The sequence below is a fragment of the Sandaracinobacteroides sp. genome (assembly GCF_057137845.1).
The window spans coordinates 1-3,440 of the sequence record NZ_DBNHFX010000217.1 but is presented as its reverse complement, the minus strand read 5'-3'; the positions used below and the strand labels follow the sequence as shown (position 1 = coordinate 3,440).

Here is a 3,440-nt window from a genome sequence, read left to right as displayed (position 1 = left end):
ACGACACCCCGAAAAGCCGGCTTCTTGGCGCCGAGGAGAAACCCATTCGCCCTCACCTCATTATCTGTAAAGCATTGCGGTATTTTGCCCGTTCGGTCAGCACAAGCGAAATCATGACCGCGCGGGCAATCGTCGCGGCCGGCCCGCTACAAGCGGCCTTCCTTCAACAATTCAACGGCATGGTTCGCCGCGCGCGCGGTCAGCGCCATATAGGTCAGCGACGGGTTCTGCGCTGCGGTCGATGCCATGCAGGCGCCATCGGTCACGAACAGGTTGGCCACTTCGTGCGACTGGTTGAACCCGTTCAGATAGGATGTTTCGGGATCGCGGCCCATGCGCGCCGTGCCCATTTCATGAATGGCAGAGCCGCCGGGCGGCAGCGTCGAGCGCCGCGCCCTTACCCCGATGGCGCCCGCCAGTTCCAGCATCGCAACCGCCTCGTCGGCCATATCTCTCGCCATCAGGCGTTCGTTCTCGCCCCATGCAAAGCGGGTGTTCAGGATGGGAATACCCCACCGATCGCGCTTCACCGGATCCAAGCTGACCATGTTGTCGCGGTTGGGCAGGCATTCGCCATACCCTGCCAGAAAGATATACCATGGGCCGGGTGCACGCAGGGTCTGCTTCAGTTCGGCGCCGAAACCGGGCGTCGTTGCGCCGCGCGCCCAGTTTGCGCGCATGGCGGCGCCCTGAAACCCGTATCCGCGCACGAACGACGCATCCCGTTTGCCGACGTTCCGGAAGCGCGACATGTACAGCCCCGCCGGGCGGTTGCCGGTCGGGTTGGTGTCCAGCATCCCCGGAACCATGCCAACCGCCCCGCCGGTCGATGCGTGGTCCATCAGATAGCGGCCAAGAACGCCGCTCCGGTTCCCAAGGCCAGAAGGATATTTTTCGCTCGTCGAGTTAAGCAGGATCTGTGCGGTTCCAAGGGTCGAGGCGTTCAGGAACACGATCCGCCCCCGATAGGTCGTGCGCACCATCCTGTTGGCGTCGATCACCCGAACGCCCGATACAAGGCCCGTCTGCGGATCATGGTCCAGCCCCTCGACAATCGCATCGGTCACGATCGTCAGGTTTCCGGTTGCCACGGCCGCCGGCAAAGTCGAGCTGATCGAGCTGAAGTAGGAACCCGTCGAGCAGCCGCGATGGCACGGCCCGCAGTAGTGGCAGGCCGCGCGGCCCATGTGGTCGCGCGTGAGGATCGCCGACGGGGCAATCGTCAGACGCCGGTCGGGATAGCGGGCGGCGATCCGCGCGGCAACATGTTCCTCGCACCGGTTCATCGGCATTCCGGGCTGGAACTGGCCGATCGGCGCCGTCGGTGAATCAAACTCCGTCTGGCCGGACACGCCGATGAACCGCTCGACATGGTCATACCATGGGCGGATGTCCTCATAGCGGATCGGCCAGTCGACCCCGTGCCCGTCGGCCGCGTTCTCGGTGAAGTTGATCGGCCCGAAGCGCGGCGTCACGCGGGCCCAGGTGAGCGAGCGGCCACCCAGATGATAGCCGCGAACCCATGTGAACGGGTGATCCGGATCCTGCCCATAGGGGTGCGCGCGGTCGTTCACGAAGAACTGCTCGGTCGCCTCGCCAAAGGCGTAGCTGCCGCTCTGGATCGGGTAGTCGCGCGCGTAACGTGCGCGATCGCCCAGGTTGCGAAACGCAAACTCGAAGTCGGCCTTGTGTTCGCCGGTATAGTCTGCCGGGGTAATCGATCGGCCGCGCTCGATCAGCAGCGTTTTCAGGCCCTTTTCGGCAAGCTCTTTTGCGGCCCATCCGCCCGATACGCCCGATCCTACTACGATGGCATCGAATTGCTGTTCCGACATACGATACTCCGGATCAGAATGCGCTGAAGGGCAACAGTTGCAGAGTCACGAAGGAATTCGCCCGGTCGCCCGGTTCGAACGGCGCATCGGGCACATAGGCGCTTGCCACCATGTGCAACGCCAGTTCCTCGGTCGCGCCGATCTCGCTGGTGTAATAGCCATAGACCGTCAGGCGCTTCATCAGCGCCGCAAAGGGCGTGTGCTGCCCGGCGAGCGCTGCCGCAGCCTCGGCCTCGGCGGCCTTCAGCACCGCGCCGAAATATTGGTTCTGGTCGGCGGCGGAAAGCTGCGCGAACGGCCTGCCGTGGCGCACGCGAACGTCGGCATCGAACGCCTTCAGGCCGGCAAGGAAGTGATCCCGCTCGGCTGGGTCGAACCACTGCGCCACCATTTTCTCGATGAAGGCGGGAACGCCCGCAGCCTTTGCGCCACCAGTATCGGTTGCCGGGAGGATGGTTTCGGAAAGCGCGGCAACCTGTTGCCGCATCGTATCGGCCCATGGTTCCGGGGCAGCCGCCATAGCACCAGCCACCGGCGCCACCAGCACGACGCCCAGCGCGGCCGACAATTTCAGTAGTTCCCGGCGGCTTGCACCCCCGGACAGCCGATCAAGCAGCATTGCCCTCTCCATGTGGTTCGACGCCCTTCCCTATGGCGCGGAATCGACGTAATCGTTTGCAAGCGGATTGGCAAACCGCACGACCATGTGGAGGTTCAGGAATATGAGGATTTCGAGGCTTCGCATCACAACACTGCTGTTGCTGTCTTGCGCCCTGCCGTTCGCAGCCCACGCCCAAAGCGCGGCGCCGCCCTCCCAGTGCCTCGCCCTGCCGGTCGACAAGGTCGCGATCCAGGCCTATGTTTTCGCCAGCCAGCTTGCAGGCGTCACCATCCCGCCTGACTGGGACAGCCTGCCCATCGGCCAGAAATTCAGCAACATCAAGCCGTTGGGTGCAAAGCTGATGTCGGTGCGCCCGACCGACGAACAGATTGCCGCAGTGCTGAAGGCGATTGCCGCGATCGGCTACCGCAACATCGAAGGGTTCAACCTGATCTCCGACGGCAACCCGGCGGCCTATGACCGACTGCTGAAGGGAAACGGCCTGCACGCAGTCGCCAGCCACACCTCGCTCGACAAGGAAAAATGGCCGGCGGAACTGGCTGCGGCGAAAGCGCGCGGACAAAAGTTCATCGGCTCGGGCGGTTTCGGCAAACCGGGCTTTGCAACGCTCGACGATGTGCGCGCGACCGCCGCCAATATGAACGAACTGGGCAAGGCCGCCGCCGCCGAGGGGCTGACGCTCTTTGTGCACAATCACACCGGCGAATTCGACGCGCGTTTTCCCTATGATCGCGGCGACGGCAAGCCGGTGATGACTTCGGCCTGGGAAATCGTCGCCGCCGAAACCGACCCGCGCTATGTGCAGTTCGAAGTCGACGTGTTCTGGGCGCGGCTTGGCCTTGGCCCAGACAAGGTGGCCGAACTCGACGCGTTCCTGCGCAAATACCGGGATCGCATCCCCCTTCTTCATATGAAGGATCTGGCCGCGAACGGCGCGGTCACCGACATGGGCCATGGCACGACCGACTGGCGCCGCATCGTCG

Annotated in this window: 3 protein-coding genes; 1 reads left to right on the top strand and 2 read right to left on the bottom strand. The window is 63.9% G+C overall.

What is annotated here, in order from left to right:
• Positions 1-146: 146 nt before the first annotated feature.
• On the bottom strand, positions 147-1,835 hold the full coding sequence (locus AC16JP_RS11655) for a GMC oxidoreductase (RefSeq protein ID WP_484340785.1): 1,689 nt from the start codon (positions 1,833-1,835) through the stop codon (positions 147-149).
• A 13-nt stretch (positions 1,836-1,848) separates the two neighbouring features.
• Positions 1,849-2,454 (bottom strand): gluconate 2-dehydrogenase subunit 3 family protein, encoded by a 606-nt coding sequence (locus AC16JP_RS11650; RefSeq protein WP_484340784.1) that lies wholly within the window; start codon positions 2,452-2,454, stop codon positions 1,849-1,851.
• Positions 2,455-2,557: 103 nt separating this feature from the next.
• Here AC16JP_RS11650 and AC16JP_RS11645 point away from each other — a divergent pair.
• On the top strand, positions 2,558-3,440 hold an 883-nt coding region (locus AC16JP_RS11645; protein WP_484340783.1), incomplete at its 3' end, for a sugar phosphate isomerase/epimerase family protein.

Coding starts and splice junctions, on each gene's coding strand:
- AC16JP_RS11655 (WP_484340785.1), bottom strand. CDS start 1,835: ATGTCGGAACAGCAATTCGATGCCATCGTAGTAGGATCGGGCGTATCG.
- AC16JP_RS11650 (WP_484340784.1), bottom strand. CDS start 2,454: ATGCTGCTTGATCGGCTGTCCGGGGGTGCAAGCCGCCGGGAACTACTG.